The sequence below is a fragment of the Geobacter pickeringii genome, assembly GCF_000817955.1.
GTDB classification, from domain to species: Bacteria; Desulfobacterota; Desulfuromonadia; order Geobacterales; family Geobacteraceae; genus Geobacter; species Geobacter pickeringii.
The window spans coordinates 3,030,557-3,052,373 of record NZ_CP009788.1 but is presented as its reverse complement, the minus strand read 5'-3'; the positions used below and the strand labels follow the sequence as shown (position 1 = coordinate 3,052,373).

Genomic DNA, 21,817 nt, shown 5'->3' with positions numbered 1-21,817 from the left:
CCTGCCAGTACGGCGGGGCCTTTTGCTTTTGCCTGACGAAAAGCGATCAGCGACGGCCGGTGATCGACGGATGCTCGGTGCGGAGTTCGGTGGTGGGGGCGGCAGCTCCCCTGAGGTAGGTGCGGACGGCGGCGTTGTGCTCCGCCAGGGTGGCGGAAAAGTGGTGGGTTCCATCTTTCCTGGCGACAAAGTAGAGGTAGCCGGTCTGCGCCGGGTGGAGAGCCGCATCGATCGCGGCGTCGCTCGGGTTGCCGATGGGGCCGGGAGGAAGGCCGGGGATGCGGTAGGTGTTGTAGGGGGTTGCCCGCTCGATGTCCCGTTTTGAGACGTTCCCGCCAAAGGCGCGGATGCCGTAGATGGCGGTGGGGTCGCTCTGAAGGCGCATCCCCTTTCCGAGGCGGTTATGGAAGACCGACGAGATAAGGGGGCGCTCGGCGGCGGAGATGGCTTCCTTTTCGATCAGTGAGGCGAGGGTGACGACTTCCCGGCGAGAAATGCCGAGGCGACGGGCCTCGGCAGCGAACCGTTCGGCGTAGATCTTGTCGGCATGGGCCACCATGGCGCGGATGAGGGCGGCCTCGTCCATCTTCTTCGTGACGTTATAGGTGCTCGGGGAAAGGTACCCCTCCACGCTCGTGCCGTCGATGCCGAGCTCCGTTAGAAGTTTCGGGTCACCGGCGGCCTTGAGAAAGGCGTCCCTGCGAAAGATCCGGCGCTCTTCGAGGAGCTCCGCCACCTGATAGATGGAGTATCCTTCGGGAACCGCGAACCGCTCGGCATAGACCTCACCGTTCACCATCTTGCGCAGGATCTCGGAGGGACGCATGGCGTCGGTGAACTGGTACTCTCCCGCCTGCAGCCGTCCGGCGGCGTCGGAAAGCCGGGTGTAGATGACGAAGAGCCGGGCGCTGGAAATGACGCCGGACCGCTCCAGCTCGTCGGCGATGCGGCGAGGGGTGTCTCCTTTCTCGAAATCGATGATCCGGACGGTCTTTCCGCTACCGGAGGGGAGCAAGAGGAACCAGGCGTAGCGGATAAACGGCGTGAGAAGGAGGATGAGCAGGAGCGCCAGCGCCGCCCGAGTGCGGCGGTCCCTCAGGTCGAACCGCGGGGGTGGAGACGCGGATGCCGCAGTCGAAGAGGTCGGCGCCTCGCCTGCCGAATCATCCTCCTCGGGGACCGGGCAATGGTCTGGAGAGAGGGGAGCGGTCATGCCTTGAACTTGTTTTCGGTCCCTTCCCGGAGCCGGCGGATGTTCTCCCGGTGCTTCCAGATGACGAGGAAGGAAACGGCGAGGGTGAGGAGAACGACGCGGGGTTTCCCTTCGAGGAGCGCCACGGCCACGGGCATCACGGCGGCGGCCGTGATGGAGCCGAGGGAGATGTAGCGCCATTTGGCGACCATGCCGATGAAGACCGTCAGTGCCACCAGGACGGCGAGGGGAGAGATGCCGAGGAAGACGCCGAGGGCCGTGGCAACCCCTTTCCCCCCTTTGAACCGGAGGAAGATGGTGTAGATATGGCCTAGGAATGCCGCGAGGCCGGCGGCGGCGACCCAGGCCTCGTCAAAGCCGAGCTGGCGTGCCACGAGTACCGGGACGAGCCCCTTCAGGCAGTCTCCCACGAGGGTCATGATGCCTACCGTGCGTCCCATAGTCCGGTAGACGTTGGTGGCGCCGATGTTGCCGCTGCCGGTGGTTCTGATGTCAACGCCCAGGGCCCGGGCGAGGAGGAGCCCCGTGGGGATCGAGCCGAGGAGATAGGCCCCGGCGAGGAGAAGTAGCTGATTCAATGTTTATGCTCCGTTACTTAATGAAAACGAGCGGCATACTACACCATTTCAGGCGGAGGGGCAAGGGAAGCGGTGCCGTCAGCGCGTTCCCTTTCGGTAGATGAACCCCGCTGCCACCATCAGCATGAGATCGCGGAAGATGGCGGTCCAGGCCGAAGTCTTTTCCCCCCCCTGCCTGAAGCAGCCGCAGTCGATGTCGAGCCCCCTGACAACGGTGGAGAAGAGCAGGACGATGAAGACGACGTTCAGCACCACCGCCATCGCCGCGGCGGTCCGGGCGCGCCAGCCGGTGACGAGGAGCGCGCCGCAGATCACCTCTACCCACGGCAGGATGGCTGCCACCACGTAGGTCCCGACGTAGCCGATGACCTGGTAGCTGGCAATGCTCCCGGCGAAGGCGGCGGGATTGGAGATCTTGAGCATCCCGGCGTAGAGGAAGACGGCGCCGAGCGCCACCCGGAGCACCGCCGTGAGATGTCTGGCGACGGGTTGCATCACTCCCCCCCCTGGGCGACGGGGTAGCCGGCGTCGCGCCATTCCGGAAATCCCCCCTCGAAGACGAAGACCTGACCAAAGCCGGCCGCCAGGAGCCGCCGGCCGAGGGTCTTGCTGTCGTGACAATCGTAGCCGTTGCAATAGACGACCAGGAGCTTCTCCTTCGGGGTCTTTGCCACCAATTCCGGCACGAGGCGGTCGGCCTCGCCGAGGGGGAGGGAGAGCGCTCCGCTGATATGCCCCTTGCGGAAGGCCTCCCGGTCCCGGGCGTCGATGATGACGGCCTCCTTCGAGTCGACGAGTTCCTTGATCTGTATGAGCCCGAGGGGGAGCGGCTCGGCAGGAGCGTTCGGCGCCGGCAACGACGGGGCCGAGGCGGTCGAGGCATGCCCCTGCCAGACGTCGCGGAGCAGACGGAAGTTCCAGGCAATGCCGACCGCCGCCGCCACGAGGACGATGACAGCCATCTCCGTCGCAAGACGGCGGAGGTCGCTCCTCACGGCCTCGCCCCTTCGCGTTCGCTCCGCCGTTCGTACCGGATGACGGTCGCCTTCTCCAGGGTTATCATCCCGCCGTCCATCATGGCGTCGATCCGCGGCATCAGGGCGTCGATCCGCTCCTGCTCCTCCACCACCTCCACCACGAGCGGAAGGTCGGTGGAAAGCTCCAGAAGCTTGTCGGTATGATAGACGCTGGAGGCGCCGAATCCAGCCACGCCGCGGAGCACCGTGGCACCGGCGAACCCCTCCTGCCGGAAGAGCTCCACGAGGGCTTCATAGAGGGGCTTGCGGCCGTGTCGGTCGCTTTCGCCGATGAAGATCCGCATCAGGACCTTTTCGCCGCTGAATCTCATCATGGGGAGCTCCTTACAGGTGGCGGGCCGCTAGGATGCCGACCCAGGTGCAGGCGAGGCAGACCACGACGCTCGCCAGGACGTTCACCGAGGCGGTGAGAAACTCGCCGTCCTCGAGCAGCTTGAAGGTTTCGTAGCTGAAGGTGGAGAAGGTCGTGAGTCCGCCGAGGAAACCGATGGTGAGCGCGCTGCGGAGCTCGTGGGTGAGGAGGGTGCTGCGGATGCCGAACTCCATGATCAGCCCGATGAGGAACGCCCCGACGATGTTCACCGCAAAGGTCCCGTGGGGGAACCCCCGCCCGAGGAGCGTGTAGACCCATCCCGATAAGAGGTAGCGGCTTACGCAGCCGAGGGCGCCGAAAATGGCTATGAGGAGGATGGTCTGCATCTCGCGTGATCCCGCGTTCAGAGTCCGCCGACGATCTTCCATCCGCCGGTCTCGCGGTGGAGGTGGATGGTCTCCTCGCCGGCGAGCTCCAGCGGCCGTCCCCGGAAGGTGACCTTCAGGGCGTAGCGGCCGGCGACGGTGGCGTCGGCACCGTGCACCGTGACGGTGCGGTCGAGGGAGCGGTAGGAAACCGGTCCGAAGCCCCGGATCATCCCTTCCAGTTCCGCCCGCTCGGCGGTGTAGTCCTTCCCCTTGTCGCGGTAGGCGGAGGAGAGGAGGGAGGCGTAGAGGGGGGCATCCGCCGTGGCGAGGGCCTTTTCCCGCAGCCTCATGACATCCTCCACGGCGCGCCGTTCCGTGCTGCAGCCGGCGAGGCAGAGCAGCGCCAGGAGCGCCAGGAGGGATCTCATCAGTAGTTCTTGTCGAGGAACTGCCGCGCCTCGTCCACGTATTTGCTCGTGCGGTAGTCGTTGAAGAGCCGCTGGAACGCCTCGCGCCCCTTGGCCCGGTCGCCGGCAAGGACGTAGGATTTGCCGAGATAGTAGAGGGTCTCGTCGTGGAGCGGCGAGCGGGGGTATTTCTTGAGCGCCTCCTCGAGGCGTTTGATGGCGGAGGCGTACTTGTCGGTCCGGTAGTAGAACCGGCCGATGTAGATCTCGTATTCCACCTGCTTCATCCGGCAGACTTCGAGCTTGTTCCGGACCTCGGCGGCGTACTCGGAGGTCGGGTAGAGCTTCAGGAACGACTCGAAGAAGGCGACGGAGTTGGTGGTCGGCGTCTGGTCGGTGTCGATGCCGGTGATCTGGTTGTAGTAGCTCAAGGCTTGGCGGTAGAGGGCGTAGGCCGACTTTTCGTGATTGGGGTGGAGCTTGCGGAACTCCTCGTAGGAGGCGGCCGCTTCGATGAAAGTGCCGCTGTCGAACTGGGCGTCGGCGATCTTCATCTCGGCCAGGGTGGTCATCTCGGGCGAGGCGTAGCTCTCCTTCACCTTCTTCCACTGGGCGATGGCGTCTTCGTAGCGGCGGGAGCTCTGGAACTCCTCGGCCTCTTTGGCGATCATCTCGGGGTTCCTGCTCACCGGCTCCGACGTGGTGGCGCAGCCGGCGGCTGCGAGCAGGGAGAGGGCGCAGAGGGAATGCAGGGTCCGGCGTATGGAGAGCTTCATGGTTCGTCTCACCTTCCAGGGGGATTCAGGAAAAGGTAGAGAAAATGCCCGGCAAAGTCAATGCAAACGTGTCGCTGCCGCGCTTGCGCGATTGGTGCCGCCGGCAGGTCGCTGACGACGCTGCCGGCGGCACGGAGGTGGGACGTTTGCCGCTACCCTTTGCGCTTCCGCCGGTTCGGGTCCAGCTCCTTCTTCCGGAGCCGGATCGACTGGGGGGTCACCTCCACCAGCTCATCGTCGTCGATGAACTCCAGGGCCTGCTCCAGGGTCAGGACGCGGGGCGGGGTGAGCTTGATGGCGTCGTCGGAGCCCGAGGCTCGGACGTTGGTGAGCTTCTTCCCCTTGCAGGGGTTCACGTCCAGGTCGTTGTCCTTGGCGTGCTGGCCGATGATCATCCCGCCGTAGACCTCGACGCCGGGGCCGATGAAGAGGATGCCGCGGGGCTGGAGGGAGTCCAGGGAGTAGGCGGTGGTCTCGCCGTTCTCCATGGCGATGAGGACGCCGTTCTTGCGCCCCGGGATGTCACCCTTGAAGGGGGCGTAGTCGTGGAAGGTGTGGGTCATGACCGCGGTGCCCCGGGTCTCGGTGAGGAGCTCGCCCCGCAGGCCGATGAGTCCCCGGGCCGGCACGATGAACTCCAGGCGCACCGTCTCCCCCATGGGCTGCATGGAGGTCATCTCCCCCTTGCGGGGCCCCATCTTTTCGATGATCGACCCCTGGAACTCCGAAGGGACGTCCACCACCAGGTACTCCATCGGCTCCATCTTCTTGCCGTCGATCTCCCGCATGATGACCTCGGGCTTGGAGACCGCCATCTCGAACCCTTCCCGGCGCATGTTCTCGATAAGGATGGAGAGGTGGAGCTCGCCGCGGCCGGAGACCTTGAAGGTGTCGGCGTTGCCGGTGTCCTCGACCCGCAGCGATACGTTGGTCCGCAGCTCACGGTCGAGGCGGTCGCGGATGTTGCGGGAGGTGACGAACTTCCCCTCCTTGCCGGCGAAGGGGGAGGAGTTGACGATGAAGTTCATGGCGATGGTCGGCTCGTCGATGGAGACGTAGGGGAGCGCCACCGGATTGTCGGCGGCGGCCAGGGTCTCGCCGATCCCCACCTCGTCGAAGCCGGCCACGGTGATGATGTCGCCGGTGCACGCCTCGGGGATCTCCACCTGCTTGAGCCCTTCGTAGCCCAGCAGCTTGGAGATGCGGCCACGCACCACGCTGCCGTCGCGGCGCACCAGCGCCACGGTTTCGCCGGCCTTCACGCTGCCGTTGAAGATCTTGCCGGTGGCGATGCGGCCGATGTAGTCGTTGTAGTCGATGTTGGTGACCAGGAGCTGGAACGGCGCCTTGGCGTCGCCGGCCGGCGGATGGACGTTGGCTTCGATCACCGCGAAGAGCGGCTCCATGCTGTTTGACTCGGTGTCGAGATCCAGCTTGGCGAAGCCGAGCTTGGCGCTGGTGTAGACGATGGGGAAGTCCAACTGCTCGTCGTTGGCGTTCAGCTCGCAGAAAAGGTCGAAGACCATGTCCACCACCTCGTCGGCCCGGGCGCCGGGGCGGTCGATCTTGTTGATGACGACGATCGGCTTGAGCCCCAGGTCCAGGGACTTCTTGAGCACGAAGCGGGTCTGGGGCATGGGGCCGTCCAGGGCGTCGACGAGCAGCAGCACCGAGTCGACCATCTTCAGCACCCGCTCCACCTCGCCGCCGAAGTCGGCGTGGCCCGGGGTGTCGATGATGTTGATCTTGTAGCGGCCGTGGTGCACCGACAGGTTCTTGGCCAGGATGGTGATGCCGCGCTCCTTCTCCAGGTCGTTGGAGTCCATGACCCGCTCGGTGATGGCCTCGTTTTCCCGGAAGACCCCGGCGTGCTTCAGCATGGCGTCCACCAGGGTGGTCTTCCCGTGGTCGACGTGGGCGATGATGGCGATGTTCCTGATTCTTTCCTGCATGACACGATACTCCTCGCGTGGATTGTTCGGTGGCGGGGCCGGGGCCCGGGAAAAAAGAAAAGACGAGCGCCTGCCCGTCCTTGAAAACGCTTCACTATGGCAACTTTTTCGAGAAAAGACAAGCCTTTTTCGGTCAGTCACGGGTTGCATTGTTGTGCCAAAACGTGGCATATGGATTGCTAGGACAAACACGAACCGGGTATGCAGCGGGGGAGATTTCAGTCATGAAACGTTTCATCTTTCTGGCGGCGGTGGCACTGATGGCCGTTCCGGCCATGGCGGCGGCGCGGCGGCTGCCGGTGGACGGGGGGACCATCACCTCCGGCATCGGCTGGCGTCCCGATCCCTTCGGCAGCGGCCGGATGGTCTATCACCACGGGGTCGACATCGCCGTCCCCGAAGGGACCTCCGTCTACCCCACCCAGACCGGCACGGTCATCTACGCCGGGCTCTACAAGGGATACGGGAACCTGGTGGCCATCGATCACGGCAATGGCTACATAACCATCTACGGCCACAATGCATCGGTTCGCGTAAAGGCGGGAGACCGCGTCGACGAGAAGACCGTCATTGCCCTTTCCGGCAACACCGGCCGTTCCACCGGCCCCCATGTCCATTACGAGGTCCGGCAGATTCCGGTCTCCGATCGGCAGCGTCGCGAGGCCCAGGCCCGGCTCGAAGAGCGGCTAAAGGAGGTTGTTTCCGAGAATGTCGGGGCGTGGATAGCCGGCCACGAGCAGGGACAGGGGGGAGAAGCGACGTCTGTCGAGCTGGCGCTCCCGACGGGGGACGAGCCGTAAGGGGGAGCATCTTTTCTACCAGCGTTTGCGGTGTCTGACGAGGAGGTAGAGGCAGAACACGCCCCCCGTGGCCTGGGCGGCCACGAGGAGCCAGGAGACCTCTTTCCCCACCCCGAGGTAGAAGAGGGGGTAGAGGAAGGCGCCGTTTATGAGGCTGACGGCGAGGAAGGTGAGGAGGGCTTTCACGGGGCCGTGGTCTTGAACAGGGCCGAGAAGTCCTCGGCGCCGAAGCCGGCGGCGGATGCCCGCTTGAAGAGCTCGTTGGCCGTGGCGGCGGCGAAGAGGGGCTGCCCGACCCGCTCGCCGAGGGCAACCGCCAGGCGCAGGTCCTTCTGCATGTGCTTCAGGGGGAAGGCCGGCGCGAAGTTCCCCTCGCCCATGAGTTTCCCCTTGAGGGCGAACATCGGGTTCGCCATGGCACCGGCGGCGACGACGTCGAGGATGTCGTCAGAGGCCAGTCCCGCTTTCCCCCCCAGGGCGAGCCCCTCGCAGAAGATCGCCATCATCCCCCCCATCATCATGTTCACCACGAGCTTCATCTCGGCCCCCCTCCCGACGTCGCCCAGGTGGAGGACCTTTTTCCCCATCTTCTCGAAGCCGGGCATCGCCTCGTCGTAGAGGGTCCGGTCCCCGGCGGCGAGGATGATGAGCGTGCCGTCCTCCGCCGGCTTCTTGCTCCCCGAGACCGGCGCCTCCAGGAAGCGCCCTCCCGTTGCCGCCACGGCGAAACCGATCCGCTGGGAGGTGGCCGGGTCCACCGTCGACATGTCGACGTAGCCCCGCCCGTCGCCGATCCCCTCCAGCACCCCGTTCTTGCCGAAACAGACCTCCTCGGCCGCCGCGGGGTCGGCGAGCATGGCGAAGGTGAGGGGGGCCGACGCCACCACCTCCCGCGGCGTTGCCGCCTGCCGCGCCCCCAGCGCCACCAGCTCGTCGCACTTCTCCGGCGAGCGGTTCCAGACCGTCACGTCGAATCCCGCCATGACGAGATTCTTCGCCATGGCGCTCCCCATGATCCCGAGACCGATGAATCCGAATTTCTGCATGGTTTTTCTCCTTGGTTTTCCGGATGGAATCAGGTCAGCCGCGCCCCGCGCCACTGCCTGACCGAGTTGACGAGAAAGATATCCTCCGCCTGCTCCAGCTCCGTCCGCGTGATGACCCGTTCCCGCACCTGGCCCAGGGCGAGGAGCTCCTCACGGAAGGTGCCGGGGAGGAGGCCACATGCCACGGGAGGGGTGACGAGCTCTCCCCCGATGCGGGCCACCACGTTGGCGTTGGCCGCCTCGGTCACCTCCCCCCGCTCGTTGGTGAAGATCACGTCGGCACACTCCGGGCGGGCCGCCAGTTCGCGGCGGTAGAGGGGGCGGTGGGTCGTCTTGTGGTAGAGGAACGGATCGGCGGAGTCGACGGTGGCGGCGGCGAAGCTGACCGGCACCGGCTCCTCTCCGTCGGCGGGAAGGGGCTCGGTTTCGATGGTGAACCCGCCCCGGCGGCTCAGCAGGAGCCGCACCCGGTGCCGGCCGGCGAGGGGGGCGGTGCGGTGTTCGAGCACCGTGGTGATGGTTCCGAGCCGGACCGGGAAGCCGAAGTAGGCGGCCGAGCGGTAGAGCCGCGCCAGATGCCGCTCCAGCAGGAAGCACCCCTTGTCCTCGTCGTAGAGCATCGTCTCCACCAGCTGGAAGTCGGGGAGCCGCTCCCGGGCAAAGCGCCCCTTGGCGAGGCATTCCGCGTACTCGGCCTCCGCGCGGGAGCCGAAGGTGACGCCGCTGCCGATCCCGAGCTCCCCCATCCCGGTCTCCCCGTCGATGACCGCCGTCCGGATCGCGACGCTGAAGAGCGCCTCGTTCCCCGGCGAGACGTAGCCGATGCACCCCGTGTAGACCCCGCGGGGGGAATCTTCCAGTTCCCTGATGATCTCCATGCTCCGCTTCTTAGGCGCCCCGGTCACGGAGCCGCAGGGGAAGAGGGCCTGGAAGAGCTCCGTGAGACCGACCCCCTTCCGGAGCCGGGCGGTGATGGTGGAGGTCATCTGGTGGACCGTCTCCAGCGTCTCCACGGCGAAAAGCCCGTCCACCTCCACCGACCCCGTCTCGGCCACCATCCCCATGTCGTTGCGCAGCAGATCGACGATCATCAGGTTCTCGGCCTGCTCCTTCTCGCTTGCCGCCAGCTGCCGCCGCTGCTCCTCGTCCTCGGCGTGCCAGCGTCCCCGCCGGGCGGTCCCCTTCATGGGGCGGCAGGTGAGGGTGCCGTGGCGGAGGGCGAAGAAAAGCTCGGGGGAGGCCGACAGAAGCCGGAATCGTCCCGTGTCGACGAAGGCGCAGAAGGGAGCCCGCTGGGCGCGGCAGAGGTCGTGGAAGTACGCCTCCGGGTCGCCGGTGAAGCGAAAGTGCTGCCGGAGGGTGAAGTTCACCTGGTAGGTGTCGCCGGCGGCGATGTACTCCCTGATCCGGTCGATGGCCGTACCGTAGGTGCCGGGAGAGAGGGTGGCGTCCCACCCCTCGGTCCCGTAGGTCGGCCCGTCGCCATCGCCGCCGGCTAGGCGCGGGGCGATGGCGACGCGTTTCGCGAAGATGCCGAACCAGACCAGGGGGAGGGGGCCGGCGGGGTGGGTGGCGAGTCCCGTGCCGAGCCCCGGTGCCGCTTCGTAGGAGACGAATCCCGCCCCGTGGAGCCCCCGGGCGGCCGCCTCCGCCACCCGCTGCAGCGCCGGGAGGACCTCCTCCGGGGAGCGGGCCTCCACCACCTCCACGATCTCCTCGAAACGGTAGGATGCCGGGTGGCGCTCCGGGTCGAAGGAGGCGAGGGTCACCGCCGGCGTGCCGCTCATGGCCGTTCTGCCCCGCAGAGTTCTGCCACCGGGCACTCCCGGCAGGCGGGGCGCACCGAGCCGTCGCACCCCTCGGAGATCCCCAGGTGACAGAGGGCGAAGTCGTACTTCACCGGGTCCGCCGGGTCGAGGCGCCGCAGCGCCGCCGTGATCTCCCGGGCCGTGCGCCAGTCGGCCTGACGGCGCGCCGTGAGCCCCAGGTTGCGGCCGATGCGGTGGATGTGGGTATCCACCGGGATCACGAGCTTGGCCGGCGACACCTCCTTCCAGAGCCCGAGGTCGATCCCGTCCGCCGGCCGCACCACCCAGCGGAGGAACATGCAGAGCCGCTTGCAGGCGCTCCCCGCGGCGGGGGAGGGGAAGAAGAAGGGAAAGTACGAATCGTCCGGGATAACCGGGGTGCCGAAGACCGGCGCGTAGTCGAAGGCGAGGATGCGGGCGCTGTATTCGGTGAGGGCGGGGGTGATGTCGTCGGCCAGGGGATCGTAACAGCCGAGGAAGTAGTCGCCGAGGGTGTCGGCCTCCTCGATCATCGTCCGGGCCGCCAGGAAGAGGGCGCAGAGGTCCCGGCCGTCGTTGAAGCGGTGCTTGAAGCCGGCAAAGAGCTGCAGCCCCTCCGCCGGCTCGAAGGTCTCCACGAAGCGCCGGGGAGAATCCCCCATGACGGCGAAGACCGCGGCAAGGCTGCGCAGGATGATCTTCACGTTGCCGTAGGCCAGCGACGAGGCGACCAGCGCCGCGATCTCCCGGTCCTCGGCCGTGCGGTAGCGGTGGCAGAAGGAGAGGGGGTCGTTGGCCAGGTGACGGGACGACCGGGATGCGTACAGATTGTCGAGGACGGTTTTCAGCTCCACGCGGGGCTCCGGGGGGGATGGGTGCGGATCCGCTCTTGGTATACCACAGGGGGGGGAAGAGGGGGAAGGGGATTGTTATGCGCTGCGTTGCGGTCCGGTGCGGGGCCGGGACGAAAGGCGGCTCCTCTCAGGGGCTCTCCAGGATGAACGTCACCGGGCCGTCGTTCACCAGCTGCACCTTCATGTCGGCCTGGAAGATGCCGGTGGCCACCGGCAGCCCCGTTGCCCGCATCAGTTCCACGAACCGTTCGTAGAGTCGCTTCCCCTCGTCCGGCGGCGCCGCCGTGTCGAAGGAGGGGCGCCGCCCCTTGGCGCAGTTCCCCGCCAGGGTGAACTGGGAGACCGCCAGGATGGCGCCGTCCACCTCCCGCACCGAGAGGTTCATCTTTCCCGCCGCGTCCTCGAAGATCCGCAGCCCCGCGATCTTCTCCGCCAGCCACGCCGCGTCCCGCTCGTCGTCCCCCTTTTCCACGCCGAGGAGGACCAGGATTCCTCCGGAGATGGCGCCGACGGCCTCCCCCTCCACCGTCACCCGCGCCTCGCTCACCCGCTGGATGACTGCCTTCACGCGCCGAACTCCGCCTGGAAAGCTTCCTCGTAGAGCGCCGCCGCACCCGCGCTGAAGGGGACGAAGATCACCCGGGTCAGCTCCGGATACTGCTCCAGGGCCCTCCTCGTCTCCTCCATGGCGATGACGCACGCCTCACGCATCGGATAGCCGTACACCCCGCAGCTTATGGCCGGAAAGGCGATGGACGAGAGCCCCTCGCCGTGGGCCACCGCGAACGAGCGGCGATAGCAGCTCCGCAGGAGTTCCGGTTCCTCCTTCTCCCCCCCGTGCCACACCGGCCCCACCGTATGGATCACGTGCCTCGCCGGAAGTCGGTACCCCCCGGTGATCTTCGCGTCGCCGGTCTCGCACCCCCCCAGCAGCGCGCACTCCGCCTTCAGCTCCGGACCCGCCGCCCGGTGGATGGCGCCGTCCACCCCGCCACCCCCCAGAAGGGTGTTGTTGGCCGCGTTCACGATGGCATCCACCGTCAGCTTCGTAATGTCGCCCTGGATGATTTCGATCTTTTCCTTCATGGCGCCTCCTCCCGTGCCAATAACATTACCGGTCAATTCTACAGCCGATCCTGCGGAGTTTCCACCCCTGTGCCTTCACAGGTGGGCGAGGGAGGCGATTTTACGGTTTCCTACCGTCCGGGCGCGATGCGTCTTTATCGATTCTCTCCAGTGCCTTGAGCGCGGTGGGGCGGTATTTCCCGAGGCGGTTCAGCCGGTTGTCGAGGGCGATCGCCTCATCCAGTGCCTTTCGTGCCTCTGTCGGATGGTTGTGGTGGAAATTGTACAGCCCCTCCATGAACCGGGCGAACACCCTGTCCTTGCCGGCCAGTTCGCGATACAGCTGCTCTTCTCCCGCGATGTCCCCCCTGATTTCATAGATATAACCGAGGTAAAGGTACACCTCTTTGAAGAAGGTAAACGAGGTCCCCGCACGGGTGCGGAGGTATTCAAGCTCGTTGAAGGCCGCGGCATAATCCTTCTTGTCGAGCTTTCTCCGTGCCGACAGGAACCGTTTGATGTTCGCCAACTCTTCGGACCGTGTGGGGGGGAGTTCTTTGCCGAGGAGCCTGTAGATCCCCCTTCCGATCGGATTGTAGGGCCAGGTGATCGCCGTCAGGATGGCTGTGGCAGCAATGAGGATGCCGGCGATGGTCAGGAAAAGCTTCCTGCGGCCAGCGCTCTGCCGTTGCGGGGTTTTGATCGGTTTTCCCACGGTTGATGCTACTCCAGGGTGAGGTCGAAGACGAAATAGGCCTTGTTCTTAAGCCGGTAGACGACCGCCTTGACCTTTTGTCCCTTTCTGAGCGTGAACGATGCCTTTTCCGCCGGAACGCCGCCGACTTCGGTCTCTTTCAGGATCAGATAGGTCTTTTCTCGCATCGAAAACTGGTTGTTTGCATGGACTTCAACGATCATGCCTTCGTGGGTCTCCGACGTGATGAGCTGGTCCATGCCGGTCCCCAGCCGGGCCAGCGAGGGGAGCTCCTGGCTGAAGACGGCCGGGGCCGCGACGAGCGAAGAAGCAAAGAGCACCAGGGTAACTGCTCTCTTCACGACGAACATCAGAACACCTCCCGCCACGAAATCGGAACGATCCCGGTGGCAAAATTGAAAATGGTCGAGATCGGGGTACTGTTTGCCCCTGTTGTGTCGACGGTCACAGAAGAGAGGTTGACCACCCCCCCGCCGGCACCGACGAAGGCCGTCGTCCCCGTGGGGCGGACCACCAGCACCGGTTCGGTGGGAATTCCGTTGCCGAGGACGTAGCGGGTATAGAGCCCCGTAAGATAACTGACGGCATACAGCTTTGCCCCGCCGCCGATGTCGCAGAGGGCGTTGTTGGGAAGGAACGAATCGAACAGGACATATTTGTTGAACAGGACTGGAGCTGCAAGGGATTTCTCCCCGCTCGCTGCAATGAGCCGAATATACCAGCCGTTACCCGACACAGGCGTTGTCGAGGTGCTGACTACCCCTGTCTGATCCGTCAGGGTGCTTTCCGTGACGGTTGTGAACCCGCTCGCCGGATTGAAATCCTTGACCCCGTACAGTCGGTCCACTGCTGTGGTCGATCGCGGGTTGTCCCGGTCTCCGGTTGAGAAGAAAAGATAGTCAAAGCTGCCCTGAAAGGCGATCTCTGGCTGATAGAAGATCTTCCGGCCGCCGCTGGTGTCGGCACCGGGATTGGAGGCAAAGAGTTTTCGGATGACCCAGTTGTCGACCAGATTGTCGTCTCCGGTGGGGGCGGCAAACCGCCAGAGATTCCCCCCCAGGTCGCCAACGTAGACCCGGTCGACAATACCGTCGGCGGTTTTGTCCACTGCAGTGACGGTGCTCGGCATGGCGTAGTCGAGGCCGTTCGTTGCGTCATGGAGAAAGCTCTTTAAGAGCGTCCCGTCCAGGAGGTTGACCATGAAGATCCCCCTCCCCTTGGTAGAGGCCGCCACCGCCGTGTTGTTGGACTGGGAGGAGTCGAAGCCGGCGGCGAAGATAACCGCCTGATAGGAGGCCGGATTGTTGCTGGCATCATTTTTCCTGACGGTCGCCACCACCGGCTCGGACCAGGTTTGGCCCAGCTCGGAGAGACCTGTTGTAGCGCTGTTGATCCGCCAGAGGAGGCGGGGGGCCGTGGGAGTGGTCACATCGATGGCATAGTAGTTGTCCCCTCCCCCCCGCTGGCCGAAGATGATGATGGCCTTGGAGATTACCCCCGAGGAGTTCCGCTCCTGATAGAGCCTCACCGAGCCATCGACGAAGTAGGGATGGGAGGTTCCCTCCTGGAAGAGCTTGAGCCGCGGCAGTGCGTCCGGCGGCACGAATGCCCACTCTTCGCTCCCGTCGACGTCCGAGATGCAGTGCAGCATCCCGTCGTTGGAGCCGAAGAAGATATGTCGGTTCGGATCCGTGGCCGTCGGCCCGTTGTAGTCGACCACCAGCGGCACGGAGTGGAGGATGTCGCCCAAGATGAAGTCGCGTTTTCCCGTCCAGTTCAGGTTGCCGTTGTCGTCGTAGGAGTCGTAGCCGTGGATGTAATTGATCAGATCGTCCCGTGCCGCGGTTGCGGCGTTGGCAGAGGCTATTTTCGCCGGGTTGCCGAGGGTGGCCGCCGTCAGCGAGGCGTTGCTTACGGCAAAAGCGTTCGCGCTGTTCGTCAGGTCGGCGTTGGTGCCGAGATAGGTGTAGATGTTGCGTGCGGTGGCCCTGTTCTTGAGGAGCGTCGAGACACTCCAGTACGGCACGGCGCTGTCGAGCATGGCGCCGCTGGAATCGGTGGCGCTGTTGCCCGCGCTGTCAACGATCTGGTTCGTTGGCGACAGGCCGTATTTCTGAAGGTCGCCGACCCAGAACTTCGAGTAGGAGAGGGGCTTGAAAAAGGCAAGGTACATCTTGTCGCCGCTCGACGTCCGGGTTATCGGAACGACGGGGGCGGTATAGGTCTGGAGCTTCTTGGCGATGTCGTCCAGGGCCGTCAGGAGGCTGTGTTCTAGTTCCGCCGCGTTGTTGGCCGTAAAGTACATCCCGCCGCCGTTCTGGGCGGTCTTCTGCAGCAGGGGACTGTTGTGGGAGAAGCCGATGGTGTACGTCGTTATGTTCTGGGTCCCCTGCAGGTCTGAGCGGAGGTCGTGGGTATAGAGGTACTTGGCCACATCAGCGAGGAAGGTCTGTGGTACGTTGTCACTGTAAGTATTGTCGGGAACCCAGACGTCGTTGTTGAGGGGGTCGGTGAGGGTGGAGCTGTGCAGGTAGTAGTCGCCGTCCTGGTCCCACTTCTGTCCCCGGTTGGCATCGGTGATCCCCGTCTGTCCCCGGTCGAGAAAATGGCCGATAATGCTGATGTTGGTGTCGTGGGTCGGCTCCCCGTCGGTGATGATGATGACAAAGGCCTTCTGGCACCAGTTGCTCGCGTTCCAGGGGCTGTACTGGCCGGTGTAGGTGTTTTCGAAATACTTGCCGGCATCGGCCAGGGCCTCGGCAAGGGGGGTCCAGGTCGTGGCGTTCATGGCGCTGATCTGGCCGTGCATGGCGGTGATGGTTGCACCAATCTTGGAGATGACGTTACCGCCATCCTCGGTGTTGAACTTCATGAACCCGAAATCGACGTCGTTGTACATCAGATCGACCAGGTTGTTGAGTACCCCCTTGGCGGTGCTCAGCTTGCTGGTGGTCGGCATCGCCTCGTAGTTGAGGCGGTTGCCGGTCTTGAGGGTACTGTCGTTGTCGTCGATGCCGTCCTGGCCGGCAATGTCGACGCCTCCGTCGCGGTTTATCAGGTCGGTAAAGGCGCCGGTGTACGCCTGCCACTGGGTGGCTGTGCACTGCCCCCTCTTGTTTCGTGCGGTGCAGGTATATTGGTAGACCGTGTTGCGGCTGTAGCTTCCCGGGTATGTCGTGAGGTTGTCGTACGGAACCGGGTCTGCCATGCTGCCGGAGTTGTCCATGATGATCATGACCATCGGCTTGGCGGTGGCACCGGCGGAATAGATTTCCGTGTCATCGGCCCACGCCACCCCCGCAAGCGATGAGAGATGGGCGATAAGCACCGGTACCGCCATGGTTCTCAATACCTTCCGGAACAGTCTGCTCGTCAGCATTTTTTGCCCCCACCATTACATTGTGTTCGTCAATAACAGAATATCCTTGGAAACCTGTTGTGCTTTGACGGCACCCTGTCAAGGCGCTAGGTTGTACCCTTCGAATTCCACGGTCTTGCGCGTCAAGCCGATCACGGCGGTAGAAGTGGTTCTGCTCCGGTAAGGACTCAGTTTCAATGACCCTCCTCCCGCATTGGCCGAGACGTACTTGGCGCTGAAGCCGCTTCCTGTCAGTAGTGACGGATCGGCCCCCATCGACGACATATTGAGAAAGGTGATCTTCTGCCCCACTGGGGAGGGGAGCTGCGTCTGGGCTTGGGAGGTGTAATTGCCGGTCGGCGACGATGACGGAAACGAACTGCCGATGAGGACAAAGCTTCCCCGGACGAATTCCACGCCCGAGTCGGCCGTGGCGAGGGCCTTCTTGCTGATGGAGCTCGCTCCTGACATCAGGGTCTCGATCATGGTCGTATTGAGCATCATCGTCATGACGGCCATGAGAATTGCCGTGAAGGTCAAGACCGTCACGAGGGCAAAACCGGCTTCGCTTCCGGTCCGGCGGCCGCTTCGGCATTGTGGGGGAATCGGGGGGGACGCGCGCATGATCAGCTCCCGAAGTAGTTGCGGGGATTGATTGTGGAGTTGTAGACCCTGCGCCGGAAGCCGTCGGCCGGCCGGGCGATACCGTTTCCTATTTGGGGGGGAGCGACGGTATAGGCCGGGTCCTTGGCCGCCGAGCGGACCATGAGGCCCAGTACTACCTGCATGGCGCCGGTTGCCGGTACGTCGGGAGTGACCGTGACCTGCAAGTCCTCGACGTTCGAGGCAATGGTGTCGGTCGTGCCGCCGACGAGATCCTGTCGGACCAACCCCCCCTCGCCGCTCTTGGCAATGTAGTAGTTGTAGTTGCGGGAGCCGCGTGTGCCTGGGGGAGCGGAGAGGGGGACCGCCGTGGAGTAACGGATCTGGATCGCGTCGGTTCCGACGCTCCGCAGCGGGTCCGTGGCCGCGGCATTGTCCTGCGTGACAATGGCATTCGCCTTGTTGACCCCGTACCCTGCCATGCGGACGTCCCGCTCCAGCATGTCCATCGTTACCTGGCCGCTGAGCTGGGTATCACTCGTGGCGGCCTGGATGCCCGCAATCTTGTTCTGGACGATGAAGGTGGTGACTGCGGCCATCACGACGAGTCCCGCAACCACCATCACGACCAGCAGTTCGACGAGGGTGAACCCTCCCGTACCCTTGGCGCGCTGAGCTCCCATGGCCATCCTTACCGGGACCTGACCAGCTGGAAACCCATGCCGTGGGCCCCGGTCTTGTCGGTCCAGGTTGTCGAGATATTGATGAATGCCGAATTCGTCGAGAGGGCGGTTACCCGCCACGTGGTGCGGTAAGTAACGCCGTTGCTCGTCGTCTGGACCGGTGTCAGCTGGCTCGCCAGGCTGGCGAAGGATGATTTGAGCAGATTTTCCACCTGTGACTGGATTGTGGCCGCAGCAACGTAGCGGTTGTTGCTCCCGGCGCTGGTGGCGAGACCGTTGAAGAGCATCGATGCGGTTCCCAGCAGGACAACGGCGAGAATCGCGATCGCCACGAGCGCCTCCATGAGGGTGAATCCCTCTTCGGACTGCAGCATGCGTCGTATTCCGGCGACGGCCTTCATCTTTTTCCTCATCAGTTGTATCCCGTGCCGGTCCACGACTTGATCCGGGGTCTGCCGGCACCGGTGACCTCGATTTCCCTTCCGTCGGCGGTGGCTCCGCCGCTCTTCAGGTAGAAGCTCCCGGTGGAGGCCAAGCCAGTGGCCTGCATTACAAGGCGGTCATTGGGAAACGTCCCCGAATCGGGTGCCGGCGCCGCGGTGTTGAGACTGCCGAAGGAAACCCCCGGGAACGCCCCCAGATCAACGGTCTTCAGGACGACACCATTTTGCACGATGCGGTAGCTGTTGGCATTCGCCGGGAACTGCTCGATGGTGCAGGGTATTCCGTTGCGAACCGCGTTGATCCGCGCCGTCTGGATGTCGCTGAAGAGTACCCGTGCCGCGTCCTTGAGCCGGTATCGGGGAAGATCGCGAATAAACATGGTGGTCGCAATCCCTCCCAGGATGCCGATGATCCCCATCGCCACGAGCAATTCGAGCAGGGTCATGCCGCTTTCGTTTTTCGTTTGTGTGGTCATGTCTGATTCGTTCTCGTGCAGTGATGTTTATGCAATGCCAAATATGTGCCACCCATCGTCATGTCTGCGGCCTTTGTATTAATGCTTTGTAACCATTGTAAGTTTTTTTGTTGCGCGGAAGGGGCCTGCAGTTTTTGCGCAGACCGTGTGACGGAAATGGGAAGGGAGACGCAAGAGCGCTCAACGTCCGACCATCTCCCGCAGGGTCTTGAGGTTCATGATGTCGAATTCGTCGTCGTCCCCCTTGGGGGTTTCCAGGACCTTGGGGATCTTTGCGAAGCGCGGGTCGTTCACCAGGAACCGGAAGCCGTCGAGCCCCATGGCCCCCTGGCCGATATGCTCGTGGCGGTCGATCCGGCAGTTGAGCCCCTTCTTGGAGTCGTTGACGTGGAAGCACTGGAGCCGGTCGATGCCGATGATCCGGTCGAATTCGGCGAAGACCCGGTCGTACCCCTCACGGCTGGTGATGTCGTAGCCGGCGGCAAAGGTGTGGCAGGTGTCGTAGCAGACGCCGAAGCGGTCGGAGAAGGCGGTGCCGTCGATGATGGCGCGCAGATGCTCGAAGGTGTAGCCGAGGTTGGACCCCTGTCCGGCGGTGGTCTCCAGGAGCACCTTCCCGGTGAAGTCGGGGGCGGCGGCGAAGAGCTCGTCGAAGGCCGCGCAGATCCTCTTGATGCCGGTCTCTTCCCCCTCCCCCAGGTGGGAGCCGGGGTGCATGACGATCTTGGTGATGCCGAGGCGGGCGCAGCGCTCCATCTCCTCCCGGAAGGCGGCGAGGCTCTTCTCCCGGACCTCGCCCGGGGCGGCGGCCAGGTTGATGAGGTAGATATCGTGGCAGACGATCTCGTGGAGCCCCGACTCTTCCCACTGTTCCCGGAAGAGGGCGACGTCGGAGTCGGAGGGGATCTTGCCGCGCCACTGGTTGGAGTTCTGGGTGAAGATCTGGATGACGCCGCAGCCGGTCTTCACGCCGCGCCCGGGGGCGTTGTGGAGGCCGCCGGCGATGGACATGTGGGCGCCGAAATAATCGTTCATGGGGGAACCTCGCGTGTGTCCTCCGGGACTATGGCTTGAGATGGTTTGCGATCAGGGCGATTCGCTCCGCATACTCCCCATCATACAGTATCACCTCCCCGTGGGGCTCGCTCCAGATTGGGCGGGGCCAGAGGGGATCGGTAGCGAAGCGGGGGACCAGGTGCCAGTGCATGTGGGGAACCATGTTGCCGAGGAGCTCGTAGTTCATTTTAGCGGGGCGCAGCAGGTTGTAAAGGGCCTCGGCCACGACGGTGACCTCCTCCACGATCCCCTGCCGGACGCGGGGGGGGAGGTGGAAGAGCTCGGTGACGTGCTCTTTGGTGAAGACGAAGGTGTAGCCGGGGAAGAACTGGTCGCGGTTGAGCAGCACGTATGTGTGCTCCAGCTCGGCGATGCGCAGCGCCGGCTCGTCGTTCCATTTCGTGCACATGGGGCAGTCGGTCATGGTGCTCCTCCAAGGACGAAGGGCCAAAGGCGACCGGGACATGAACCCGCTCCGCCTTTGGCCCTTTTGCAGTTGCGAACGCCCGGAATTACCGTTTCGCCAGGTCGATCTCGCCGGAGAAGACCTCGGTGGCCGGGCCGGTCATGTAGAGGAAACCGTCGTCGGCCCACTCCAGCTCCAGGTCGCCGCCGGAGAGGTGGTTGAGGATTTTCTTGTCGGTGAGGCCGTTGAGGGCTCCGGCCACGCAGACGGCGCTGGCGCCGGTGCCGCAGGCCAGGGTCTCGCCGGCGCCCCGCTCCCAGGTCCGCTGGCGCACCTCGGTGCGGGAGATGATCTGGACGAATTCCACGTTGGTGCGGCGGGGGAAGAGCTCGTGATTCTCGATGAGGGGGCCGTACTTCTCCACCTGGAGGTTCTCTACGTCGTCCACGAAAATCACGCAGTGGGGGTTCCCCATGGAGACGCAGGTGATCTGGAAGGTGGTGTGGAGGATGTTGAGGGGCTGGCTGACGATCTCCCCGTCGGCCGGTTCGCCGGCCATGGGGATCTCGGCTCGCTTCAGGCGGGGGATGCCCATGTTGACCCGCACCTTCTCGATCTTCCCGTCGGTGCCGGGGACGAGCTGCAGGGTCAGGATGCCGGCGCCGGTCTCGGCGGTGATCTCCTTCTTGGAAACGATGCCGTGGTCATAGGCATACTTGGCGACGCAGCGGATGCCGTTGCCGCACATCTCGGACTCGGAGCCGTCGGAGTTGAACATCCGCATCCGGACGTCGGCCTTGTCGGAGGGCATGATGAGGATGAGGCCGTCGGAGCCGATGCCGAAATTGCGGTTGGAGACCGCGATCGCCACCTGTTCGGGATTTTCAACCCGCTCCTCGAAGCAGTTTACGTAGACATAGTCATTGCCGGCGCCGTGCATCTTGGTGAACTTCATCGAATTGCACCTCCTCGGGGGGGCTTGGTATTGGGGTAAAGTAATCGTCTACGAATACCAGAAACGCCGGTCGCCAACAAGGGAAAACCGGGTTTTCTTGACCGTCTCTCCGCCATTTCGGTATGATGGGCAAAAAGTGCGGAGGTAATTTCCCATGATGGATATCAAGAACAGGATCTGGATGACCGGCAACCTCGACTGGTTCGCCTATATCGGCGACGAGGAGGTCTGGCTCGGCCGGCGGGAGGTGCCGATCCCGCTGGAGGAGGGTGACCGCTGGACGAACGACCTCGGCTTCGTGTTCCAGGTGATCGACAAGGAGATCGTCATCGTCGACAAGGTGGACCCCCCCCAGAAATTCTGGTGATCGGCGCGTCCCCTCGTTGCGCGGCGTCGGTTCCGTGATAAGCTTTTTCAGTCGGTTTTTCGCGGAGGTGGCGCCATGGCGAGGGGACGGTCCGTATTGGTCGCACTGCTGTCGGGGAGTCTTCTGCTGTCCGGTCACCCCCTTCCGGGGGCGGAGCTGGTCCCCCATCACGGGGAGGCGGTGAACCCCCGCGGCAGCATGGAAGAGTGCCTCACCTGCCACGACGGCCGCATCGCCCGGGCCGTCGACTACTGCACCTCCAATTGCTCCATCTGGTCGTCCCACCCGGTACGGCGCCCCTACCCCCCGCGGGGGAAGGAGCGCGCCTACCGCCCCGCTTCCGACCTCCCCGCCCTGGGGATCGAGTTGGTGAGCGGCACGGTGGACTGCATTTCCTGCCATAGACTCGACAACCCCGACAAGGGGCACCTCGTGCCGGACACGGAACGGGTCGGCCTCTGTCTCGCCTGCCACGTCAATCTCCAGTAATTTCTACGGCCGCGTTCCAATTTGCTGACGGTGTGAGGGGTAATTCTCCTGCTGTTGAAACGGGAATTTG

28 protein-coding genes are annotated in these 21,817 nt (G+C 64.2%); 3 read left to right on the top strand and 25 right to left on the bottom strand.

Annotated features, from left to right (window positions below; translation table 11 throughout):
* Positions 1–46: 46 nt before the first annotated feature.
* From mltG to typA, 9 genes are all read right to left on the bottom strand, one after another.
* Positions 47–1,213, bottom strand: coding sequence for an endolytic transglycosylase MltG (mltG, locus tag GPICK_RS13830; RefSeq protein ID WP_084201447.1), 1,167 nt, complete (start codon positions 1,211–1,213; stop codon positions 47–49).
* Positions 1,210–1,791 (bottom strand): glycerol-3-phosphate 1-O-acyltransferase PlsY, encoded by a 582-nt coding sequence (gene plsY, locus GPICK_RS13825; protein WP_039744143.1) that lies wholly within the window; start codon positions 1,789–1,791, stop codon positions 1,210–1,212. Before plsY ends, mltG begins: the two co-directional genes overlap by 4 nt.
* A 78-nt stretch (positions 1,792–1,869) precedes the next feature.
* The gene (locus GPICK_RS13820; RefSeq protein WP_039744141.1) at positions 1,870–2,286 is read right to left on the bottom strand and encodes a MauE/DoxX family redox-associated membrane protein; all 417 of its coding nucleotides are present in this window, start codon (positions 2,284–2,286) and stop codon (positions 1,870–1,872) included.
* A complete protein-coding gene (locus GPICK_RS13815) occupies positions 2,286–2,786 on the bottom strand; it encodes a rhodanese-like domain-containing protein (protein WP_039744139.1) in 501 nt (166 codons plus the stop codon). The genes GPICK_RS13820 and GPICK_RS13815 overlap by 1 nt, the downstream gene beginning before the upstream one ends.
* On the bottom strand, positions 2,783–3,142 hold the full coding sequence (locus GPICK_RS13810) for a DUF190 domain-containing protein (RefSeq protein WP_039744138.1): 360 nt from the start codon (positions 3,140–3,142) through the stop codon (positions 2,783–2,785). Before GPICK_RS13810 ends, GPICK_RS13815 begins: the two co-directional genes overlap by 4 nt.
* Before the next feature lie 10 nt (positions 3,143–3,152).
* On the bottom strand, positions 3,153–3,527 hold the full coding sequence (gene crcB, locus GPICK_RS13805) for a fluoride efflux transporter CrcB (RefSeq protein ID WP_039744135.1): 375 nt from the start codon (positions 3,525–3,527) through the stop codon (positions 3,153–3,155).
* Between the two features lie 17 nt (positions 3,528–3,544).
* Positions 3,545–3,937: a nuclear transport factor 2 family protein gene (locus GPICK_RS13800; protein WP_039744133.1), complete on the bottom strand. Its 393-nt coding sequence runs from the start codon at positions 3,935–3,937 to the stop codon at positions 3,545–3,547.
* Complete coding sequence (locus GPICK_RS13795) at positions 3,937–4,692, bottom strand: outer membrane protein assembly factor BamD (protein ID WP_039744131.1); 756 nt, start codon at positions 4,690–4,692, stop codon at positions 3,937–3,939. Before GPICK_RS13795 ends, GPICK_RS13800 begins: the two co-directional genes overlap by 1 nt.
* A 152-nt stretch (positions 4,693–4,844) precedes the next feature.
* On the bottom strand, positions 4,845–6,644 hold the full coding sequence (gene typA / locus GPICK_RS13790; RefSeq protein WP_039744129.1) for a translational GTPase TypA: 1,800 nt from the start codon (positions 6,642–6,644) through the stop codon (positions 4,845–4,847).
* 224 nt (positions 6,645–6,868) lie between these two features.
* On the opposite strand from typA, the gene GPICK_RS13785 reads away from it, so the two are divergent.
* Positions 6,869–7,444, top strand: coding sequence for a M23 family metallopeptidase (locus GPICK_RS13785; RefSeq protein WP_039744128.1), 576 nt, complete (start codon positions 6,869–6,871; stop codon positions 7,442–7,444).
* A gap of 15 nt (positions 7,445–7,459) precedes the next feature.
* On the opposite strand, the gene GPICK_RS17600 is transcribed toward GPICK_RS13785, so the two are convergent.
* The 16 genes from GPICK_RS17600 to dapF all read right to left on the bottom strand — a co-directional run bounded on the left by GPICK_RS17600 (position 7,460) and on the right by dapF (position 20,891).
* Positions 7,460–7,630 carry a hypothetical protein gene (locus GPICK_RS17600; protein ID WP_169745372.1) on the bottom strand — a complete coding sequence of 57 codons (171 nt, stop codon included), beginning with the start codon at positions 7,628–7,630 and terminating at the stop codon, positions 7,460–7,462.
* Positions 7,627–8,490, bottom strand: coding sequence for an NAD(P)-dependent oxidoreductase (locus GPICK_RS13780; RefSeq protein ID WP_039744125.1), 864 nt, complete (start codon positions 8,488–8,490; stop codon positions 7,627–7,629). Before GPICK_RS13780 ends, GPICK_RS17600 begins: the two co-directional genes overlap by 4 nt.
* Positions 8,491–8,519: 29 nt before the next feature.
* A complete protein-coding gene (pabB, locus tag GPICK_RS13775; RefSeq protein WP_039744123.1) occupies positions 8,520–10,277 on the bottom strand; it encodes an aminodeoxychorismate synthase component I in 1,758 nt (585 codons plus the stop codon).
* Entirely contained in the window at positions 10,274–11,131 is an 858-nt protein-coding gene (locus GPICK_RS13770; protein ID WP_039744121.1) for a TIGR02757 family protein, read from the bottom strand. Before GPICK_RS13770 ends, pabB begins: the two co-directional genes overlap by 4 nt.
* Before the next feature lie 127 nt (positions 11,132–11,258).
* Positions 11,259–11,699 carry a D-aminoacyl-tRNA deacylase gene (gene dtd, locus GPICK_RS13765; protein WP_039744119.1) on the bottom strand — a complete coding sequence of 147 codons (441 nt, stop codon included), beginning with the start codon at positions 11,697–11,699 and terminating at the stop codon, positions 11,259–11,261.
* A complete protein-coding gene (locus GPICK_RS13760) occupies positions 11,696–12,217 on the bottom strand; it encodes an O-acetyl-ADP-ribose deacetylase (RefSeq protein WP_039744116.1) in 522 nt (173 codons plus the stop codon). Before GPICK_RS13760 ends, dtd begins: the two co-directional genes overlap by 4 nt.
* A 100-nt stretch (positions 12,218–12,317) precedes the next feature.
* On the bottom strand, positions 12,318–12,911 hold the full coding sequence (locus tag GPICK_RS13755) for a tetratricopeptide repeat protein (RefSeq protein ID WP_039744114.1): 594 nt from the start codon (positions 12,909–12,911) through the stop codon (positions 12,318–12,320).
* 8 nt (positions 12,912–12,919) lie between these two features.
* Positions 12,920–13,261, bottom strand: coding sequence for a hypothetical protein (locus GPICK_RS13750; RefSeq protein WP_052263446.1), 342 nt, complete (start codon positions 13,259–13,261; stop codon positions 12,920–12,922).
* Positions 13,261–16,290, bottom strand: a complete 3,030-nt coding sequence (locus tag GPICK_RS13745; protein ID WP_039744112.1) for a pilus assembly protein — start codon at positions 16,288–16,290, stop codon at positions 13,261–13,263. Before GPICK_RS13745 ends, GPICK_RS13750 begins: the two co-directional genes overlap by 1 nt.
* 78 nt (positions 16,291–16,368) lie before the next feature.
* Complete coding sequence (locus GPICK_RS13740) at positions 16,369–16,893, bottom strand: pilus assembly PilX N-terminal domain-containing protein (RefSeq protein WP_052263445.1); 525 nt, start codon at positions 16,891–16,893, stop codon at positions 16,369–16,371.
* A gap of 2 nt (positions 16,894–16,895) precedes the next feature.
* Entirely contained in the window at positions 16,896–17,555 is a 660-nt protein-coding gene (locus GPICK_RS13735; RefSeq protein WP_039744110.1) for a prepilin-type N-terminal cleavage/methylation domain-containing protein, read from the bottom strand.
* 8 nt (positions 17,556–17,563) lie between these two features.
* Positions 17,564–17,968 carry a type IV pilus modification PilV family protein gene (locus tag GPICK_RS13730; protein ID WP_236685571.1) on the bottom strand — a complete coding sequence of 135 codons (405 nt, stop codon included), beginning with the start codon at positions 17,966–17,968 and terminating at the stop codon, positions 17,564–17,566.
* A complete protein-coding gene (locus GPICK_RS13725) occupies positions 17,968–18,474 on the bottom strand; it encodes a pilus assembly FimT family protein (protein ID WP_039744108.1) in 507 nt (168 codons plus the stop codon). Before GPICK_RS13725 ends, GPICK_RS13730 begins: the two co-directional genes overlap by 1 nt.
* 180 nt (positions 18,475–18,654) lie before the next feature.
* Entirely contained in the window at positions 18,655–19,509 is an 855-nt protein-coding gene (locus tag GPICK_RS13720) for a deoxyribonuclease IV (protein ID WP_039744106.1), read from the bottom strand.
* A 28-nt stretch (positions 19,510–19,537) separates the two neighbouring features.
* Positions 19,538–19,954 carry an HIT family protein gene (locus GPICK_RS13715; RefSeq protein ID WP_039744105.1) on the bottom strand — a complete coding sequence of 139 codons (417 nt, stop codon included), beginning with the start codon at positions 19,952–19,954 and terminating at the stop codon, positions 19,538–19,540.
* 88 nt (positions 19,955–20,042) lie between these two features.
* The gene (dapF, locus tag GPICK_RS13710) at positions 20,043–20,891 is read right to left on the bottom strand and encodes a diaminopimelate epimerase (RefSeq protein ID WP_039744103.1); all 849 of its coding nucleotides are present in this window, start codon (positions 20,889–20,891) and stop codon (positions 20,043–20,045) included.
* A 154-nt stretch (positions 20,892–21,045) separates the two neighbouring features.
* On the opposite strand from dapF, the gene GPICK_RS13705 reads away from it, so the two are divergent.
* Together GPICK_RS13705 and GPICK_RS13700 are read left to right on the top strand one after the other, a co-directional pair.
* On the top strand, positions 21,046–21,258 hold the full coding sequence (locus tag GPICK_RS13705; RefSeq protein WP_456236257.1) for a hypothetical protein: 213 nt from the start codon (positions 21,046–21,048) through the stop codon (positions 21,256–21,258).
* Positions 21,259–21,333: 75 nt separating this feature from the next.
* The gene (locus GPICK_RS13700; protein ID WP_039744102.1) at positions 21,334–21,747 is read left to right on the top strand and encodes a cytochrome c3 family protein; all 414 of its coding nucleotides are present in this window, start codon (positions 21,334–21,336) and stop codon (positions 21,745–21,747) included.
* Positions 21,748–21,817 lie beyond the last annotated feature (70 nt).